The sequence below is a fragment of the Streptomyces macrolidinus genome, from assembly GCF_023887685.1.
In the GTDB taxonomy this organism is placed as follows: Bacteria; Actinomycetota; Actinomycetes; order Streptomycetales; family Streptomycetaceae; genus Streptomyces; species Streptomyces macrolidinus.
The window spans coordinates 119,336-125,705 of the sequence record NZ_JAMWMR010000021.1 but is presented as its reverse complement, the minus strand read 5'-3'; the positions used below and the strand labels follow the sequence as shown (position 1 = coordinate 125,705).

6 protein-coding genes are annotated in these 6,370 nt (G+C 72.7%); 1 reads left to right on the top strand and 5 read right to left on the bottom strand.

The window, feature by feature from the left end:
- The 3 genes from NGF19_RS22050 to NGF19_RS22040 form a co-directional block, all read right to left on the bottom strand.
- On the bottom strand, positions 1–1,163 hold a 1,163-nt coding region (locus NGF19_RS22050), incomplete at its 3' end, for a hypothetical protein (RefSeq protein WP_252426807.1).
- Between the two features lie 129 nt (positions 1,164–1,292).
- Entirely contained in the window at positions 1,293–1,502 is a 210-nt protein-coding gene (locus NGF19_RS22045) for a hypothetical protein (protein ID WP_252426806.1), read from the bottom strand.
- A gap of 130 nt (positions 1,503–1,632) precedes the next feature.
- Positions 1,633–2,535: a DMT family transporter gene (locus tag NGF19_RS22040; protein ID WP_252426805.1), complete on the bottom strand. Its 903-nt coding sequence runs from the start codon at positions 2,533–2,535 to the stop codon at positions 1,633–1,635.
- 235 nt (positions 2,536–2,770) lie between these two features.
- Between NGF19_RS22040 and hemC the strand changes: the two genes are divergently transcribed.
- Entirely contained in the window at positions 2,771–3,706 is a 936-nt protein-coding gene (hemC, locus tag NGF19_RS22035) for a hydroxymethylbilane synthase (protein WP_252426804.1), read from the top strand.
- 22 nt (positions 3,707–3,728) lie between these two features.
- Here hemC and NGF19_RS22030 read toward each other — a convergent pair whose 3' ends face one another.
- Positions 3,729–4,916, bottom strand: coding sequence for a PP2C family protein-serine/threonine phosphatase (locus tag NGF19_RS22030; protein WP_252426803.1), 1,188 nt, complete (start codon positions 4,914–4,916; stop codon positions 3,729–3,731).
- Between the two features lie 71 nt (positions 4,917–4,987).
- Positions 4,988–6,223 (bottom strand): hypothetical protein, encoded by a 1,236-nt coding sequence (locus NGF19_RS22025; RefSeq protein ID WP_252426802.1) that lies wholly within the window; start codon positions 6,221–6,223, stop codon positions 4,988–4,990.
- Between the last annotated feature and the right edge of the window lie 147 nt (positions 6,224–6,370).

Genomic DNA, 6,370 nt, shown 5'->3' with positions numbered 1-6,370 from the left:
CGCCCCGGGTCCTCCGGCTCCGGTTCCGACTTCGTCTCGCCGGACGCGGGGGCGTCGCTGCCCGGTGCGCGGAGCAGCTTGGCGTTGTCGCGTATGCGCTCCAGGGGCTTGGTGAGGTTGCGGAAGGAGAAGCCCTCCCGCTTGCGCGGCTCGCGGCGCGCGGACGGCTGGGCCCCGGACTCCCGGTAGTCCGCCAGCGCCTGATGGGCCAGCTCGGCCGCCTCCTTGTACAGGTCGCGCGACTTCGTCATCGCCTCGAGCGCCTCCTCGTAGGCGGCTACCTGACTGCGGGCCTGGGCCAGCTCCTCCTCCAGCGTCGTCAGATGCCACTGCTCGCGCAGCTCGGCCAGCGCCTCCTCGGCCCCCTCGGGCAGCGGGCGAGGCGACTCGGCGTAGCGCCGCACGGTGTCGATGAGGTCCGTGGGCCGCGAACCGTCGAGGAACACCGAGCGTACGGAGAAGCTGTCGTCCCCGACGCCGGGGTCGGCCGGCGCCCCCGGGAGCACCACGGCACCACCGCGCGGCACCCGCGCCCCCAGGTCGTACAGCGCCCAGTTGACCACCTGGAACTGGTCGGGCGCGGCGCGGTGCTCCACGATGCGATGGCGCAGGCCGGGCGGCAGCAGCGGGGCCAGCGGGCGGCGCCCCAGCTCATCGGTGGTCATCGCCTCGTGCACGATCACATGCACGCTCCACGACCGGCGCGCGCAGTCCCTCAGCAGACGCCGCATTACCCGGTCGTCCGTGGGCAGCGGGTTGATCTCCCGGAAGCGGAGCCCGGGGAGCGTGTCGTGGTCCCAGGGCACCTCGGCGTCCTCGGGCCAGAACACGGTGGCGGGCGAGAGCCAGTCGACGTCCCAGCGCCGGTCCGCCTCCGCCACCAGCGCCCACTCCTGCGCGCCGCTCCTGTCCTCGTAGGCGCCGAGGTTCAGCCGCGCCCGTACGACGATGTCGTCGGCGACCAGCCAGCGGGCCTCGAAGGCGCGCCCGGCCGTGTGCCCGCCCGACCCTTCGAACTCGAGATGGTCCTGGATGATCTCGCTGCTCTTCAGCTCGCGCAGGCGCCGTCGGACCGCGTCCTCGGCACCCGTGCCGAGGTGGCGCCCGCGTGCCAGCCACACGGTGTCGGGAGCCGTCGGGTGGGCAGGGGAGGACTTGGTCATGGAGGCACTCTGGGGGACGGGGACGAGGTCGCCCTCCCAGTATGGTCCGAGCACGTCAAAGGACGGTAAACGAGGTGTCCCTCGGGGCCCGGTGGCTCGGGATCCGAGCGCCCGGGATGTCAGCTTCGCTCAGGGTGCGAGCTTGTCGAACGCCGCCTGTCCTTCGGCCGCGAGCTTGCGCTTGGCCCACGCCAGGGTGCTGGGCGTGATGTCCTTGCCCGAGGCGAGGACCAGATCCTCCGGCGAGGCCTCCGACGGGGCCGCGTGCAGGAGGTCGTCCGGCGTGGCACGGTCGTCGGACAGACGACGGGACGCTTCGTCAGGCTGTGACGTCGACATGATGTCTCCTCCGCGAGTCGATCCGCAGTCTCCCCCTCACCTTTCAACGAGTCGCAGCCGCCCGCATCCGGAAAGGACGCGGTCCGCGGACGCGGGTGACCCGAGGACCGCGCCGAGCCACCGGACGCGGTCATGACGTCACCGGCGGTGTGGGGCGGCGCAGGCTGTCTTCGGGGGAGGGCTCGGGGGCCTGCGTGGCCGCCACCACGTGGCTCAGCTTCAGGACGCCGCCCACGACGAGGGCCACGCCCAGCGCCAACGGGAGCAGCCACCAGCCGGTGCGGATGTGCTCCTCGAACAGCATCACGCCCAGGACCAGGCTCACCGCGGCGTCGCCGACGGTCAGCGCGGGCTGGGACGCGAACAGGGGGCCCGCCTGGAGGGCGTTCTCCAGCAGCAGGACGGCGCTGACACCGGTCAGCGCGAACCCGTAGGTCTGCCAGGACGTGAGGAAGGCCCGCAGCCCGTGGTCGGCGAACGTCCCCGTGGCGGACTTCAGCAGCGCGGCCGTGAGGGCGTTGCCGACCGCCGCGGCCGACCCCAGCACGGCGGCCCGGAACAGCGGCGGGCGTCCGGGGCGGGTCAGCACGACCGCCGCGACCATGGCCCCCAGGCACCCCACGAGGACCGGGAACCACCGCACCATGGACGCCTGGTCCTTCGCCCCGGAGGGCGCGGCGGAGCCGAGCACCAGGGCGAGCCCGGTGACCACCGCGACGATCGCCCACCAGCCGGAGCCCGGCAATCGGCGGCGCATCAGCCGCGCGGCGATGAGCAGGGCGAAGGGCAGTTCCAGGACGAACAGCGGCTGCACCAGCGCCATGGGCCCGTTCACCAGGGCGAGCGCCTGGAACAGCGCGGCGCCGACGACCCCGCCGACACCGATCAGCCAGACGGGACGGTGGGCCAGCGCGAGAAGCATCCGCAGGCCGCCACCGCGCGCGAGCGTGGAGGCCGCCTTGCGCTGGAACGCGGTACCCATCGCATTGCTCGCGGCACCCGTGACGGCGAACAGCGCGGCAAGCTCGATCACCACTCAAGCATGCCTCGCGACGGCGACCACGGCGCCCCGACCGGAACGCGTCAATACACCGTGAGTGTGTCGACGCGGGCGCGAGGTTGACGGCTGCGGTTCCCGCCCGCGCGGCGCGAGCACGCCTTCGCGCAGGTCCGGTCGCCAGCGGGCGGTTCCTGCCCACGCGACGGGCGGACTTCTCCCGGCGACGAGTGCTCCCGTAGCGGGTGGCGGCGGGTCTATGGTGAGCGGCATGTCCGGCCCCGAGCTGATCCGTATCGTCTCCCGAGACTCCCCCATGGCCCTCGCCCAGGTGGAGCGCGTACGCGGTGAACTGGCCGCACGCCACCCGCACATCCGTACCGAGGTCGTCCCCGTGAAGACGACCGGCGACCGCTGGACGGGCAGCCTCTCCCAGGTGGAGGGCAAGGGCGCGTTCACCAAGGAGGTCGACGCCGCGCTGCTGGCGGGTGACGCGGATCTGGCCGTGCACTGTCTCAAGGACGTGCCCGCCGACCGGCCGCTCCCCGTCGGTACGGTGTTCGCCGCCGTCCTGCGCCGCGACGACATGCGCGACGCCCTGGTCCACCCCGGCGGGCTCACCCTCGACGAACTCCCGCCCGGTACCCGGATCGGCACGTCCTCGGTCCGGCGCACCGCCCAGCTCGCCGCCAGTCACCCGCATCTGACGTGCGTGCCGATGCGCGGCAACGCCAACCGGCGCCTGGACAAGCTCGCGGCCGGTGAGGCGGACGCTCTGCTGCTGGCCCTGTCCGGGCTCGAACGCATCGGCCGCACCGACGTCATCAGCGAGGTGCTGTCGCTGGAGACGATGATGCCGCCGATCGGCGCGGGCATCCTCGCGTTGCAGTGCCGTCAGGACGACACGGCGGTCATCGACAGCGTCAGTGACCTCGGGCACCCCGCCACCCACCGGGAGGCCGCCGCCGAGCGCATGCTGCTCCATGTCCTCCAGGGCCACTGCAACTCGCCCATCGCCGGGTACGCCCGCGCCGAACGTCAGAGTGACCTGTCCCTGCGGGCGGCCGTGTTCACCCCCGACGGCAAGACCGTGCTCAACGCCCATGAGTGGGCGGGCCCGCTGGACGCCGAGACGCTGGGCACGTCGGTCGCCGTCGCGCTGCTGCGCCAGGGGGCCCGCGCCCTGATCGACTCCATCGCCCACTGACGCGCCTGGTGCCCCGAATGGCTCAGCTCTCCCGGTCCGCGGCCGCGGGCTCCTGAGGGGAACGGTCGGCGTGGAGGACCAGCCCGTGCTGGCGGCCCGGGTGGGTGTTCGGGACGCGCCGGAGCGCGACGAGCGCGGCGTCGTCGTCGAGGCGGCCACCGGTATGGGCGAGGAGGTCGCGCCGGATGTGGTGGACGAGCGCCGCCGGGGCGGCCTCGGTCCACTGGGCGACGCGTTCGGCGAGGGGGTAGAAGCGGCCGTCGGCGTCGCGGGCCTCGATGACCCCGTCGGTGTAGAGCAGGAGGGTCTCGCCGGGGTGGAAGGAGAACACGTCCAGGTCGTAGCCCTCCGGGCTGGTCGGGCCGATCCCCATCGGCGGAGCGGGGCGCAGCTCCGGAACGGTGACCACATGACCGGGGCTGAGCAGCAGCGGCGGCGGATGCCCGCAACTGGTCACCCGGGTGAGCGGAGCCGCGTACGGGATCTCCACCAGCAAGGCGGTGGCGAAGCGTTCACCGACCTCCTCGGGCGGCTCGAAGTCGTCCAGATAGCGGCTGACGCTCTTCTCCAGGGCGGCGGCCAGTTCCGGCAGGGAGCTGTGCCGGTAGCCGACCTCGCGGAAGGCGCCGAGCAGCAGGGCGGCCTCACCGACGGCGGGGAGGCCCTTGCCGCGTACGTCGCCGATCATGACCCGCACCAGGCCGTCGGTACGCGTGGTCGCGTACAGGTCGCCGCCGATCTGCGCCTCGTCCTCGGCGGCCAGGTACAGGCTGGCGACCTTCAGGGGACCGATCTGTTCGGGCAGTGGCCACAGCAGGACCCGCTGCGCGGCCTCGGCCACCGAGCGGACCTGGGCCAGTTGCGCGTGGTAACGGTCCCGGACGGCGCAGTAGACGACGATCAGCGCGGAGAGCACGGTGAGCGTGATGATCTGCACGATGTGGTTCGTGGTGTACAGCCCGCCGTGCACCTCGGCGACCAGGAACTGTCCGCCCACGGCCAGCGCGCCCACGAGCGCGGTCAGCCGCGGGCCCGCGAACGACGGCGTGAGGGCGGGCGCGATGATCAGAGTGGGTCCCAGATGCACATCGGTGGGGGAGTGGATGTCCACGATCGTCGTTGCCACGATGAGCGCGACGGGGAGCAGCAGCAGGGCGTGGCTCCGCTGCCAAGGCTCCCGCATATCGGCGAGACTGTGCCGCAAACCCATGCCTTCCACCCTGCCTCGCCCCGGGTCGCCCGGCCACCGTGTACGTCCGGTGTCCGCGAGCGCCGTGCGCGTCAGGGGTGGTCGAAGCCGCCCTGTCCCGCACCGTGGCCCCGCGCCGGGACGGCTCCCTCGTACACCTGCCGTTCGTCCGTCCCGCCCTGTCGCGCCGCGGGCATGAGCGGCCGTCGTGCCCGCCCCCGCGAGTGCCGCTCACGGCGCTCGCGGACCGGCCAGAACAGCACGTACGCGGTGGAGACGAGCACGAAGCCCAGGCGCAGCAGGCCGCGCGTCGAGTCGTCGGGGACGACGAAGACGCTGCCGTACAGGGTGAGCAGCCCGATCCAGCTCCACCACGGGACCAGGCGCTGCTGCCCGATCACGTCCCACAGCAGGGTGCCCAGCAGGACCGAGGCCGTGTAGTACGTGTAGACGCTGGGGTCCAGGAGGATGCGCGCGTCGGCCCCGAGCAGGACGACCGCCGCCAGTCGGCCGCGCCACACCGCCAGGCAGCCGAGTGTCAGTCCCAGCGCGGCCTGTGCGGGACGGTCCCAGGAGGGGGTCCGTGGGTCACCGACGCCGAGCCAGCGCAGCGCGGACGCGGGCTGGTTGGGGATGGTGAACTGCGCCGCGGCGAACGAGTGCGGAGCGCCGACGAAGAACGGCAGCCAGGCGAGCGCGACCAGCCCCGCGCACCACAGGCCCGCGCGCGGCCACTGGTGTCTCGGCAGCGCGAGCAGCAGCGGCAGGAAGGCCAGCGCGGTCGGCTTGGAGTCCACCGCCAGGGCCAGGAACACACCGGTCGAGGCCGCGTTGCCGAGCGTGAGGGAACGTACGGCCAGGGCCGTGAAGAAGAGGGCCAGGACGTCGTCGAGATGCCCGAAGCGGACCGCCACCTCGATCCACATGGGGATGAAGGCGAGGCCCGCGATCAGCACACGTCGGCGCAGCCGTTGGTGGTTGGTCCCGGTGCCCAGGAAGTACGAGGCGGCGCTGCGCCCGGCCAGGACCAGGATCACCGGCCCGAGCGCGGACATCAGCGCGGCGGCCAGCACCTGTCCGACGGCCTCGGGGAAGGGATTGAACAGCCCCGCGACCAGGAAGCTGACGGGCCCCATCTGGAGTTCGGGGTGGTGGGCGTACAGATTGAGTCCGCCGTCGTCGCGGCCGGAGGCGCCCGCGTAGATCAGCTCGCCGCCGGTGCGCAGATAGTGCCAGGAGAACCCACCGTGCGGCTCGACCACGATGAACCAGAGCACTGTCCAGGCGGCGAGCAGCACCAGGTGCACCCGCTGACTGATGGCCGGCACACGCCTTCCTTTCGGCTTTCGCGCCCGCGGGTCCTCCGCGGATGCCATGGCCCCCCTCCAAGAGATGTCCGAACGGGAGGGAAGGTTCTCCCACCGCCGCGATCGGGCGGACAGGGCCAGGGCATCGCGGGGGAGCACCATCGTCAA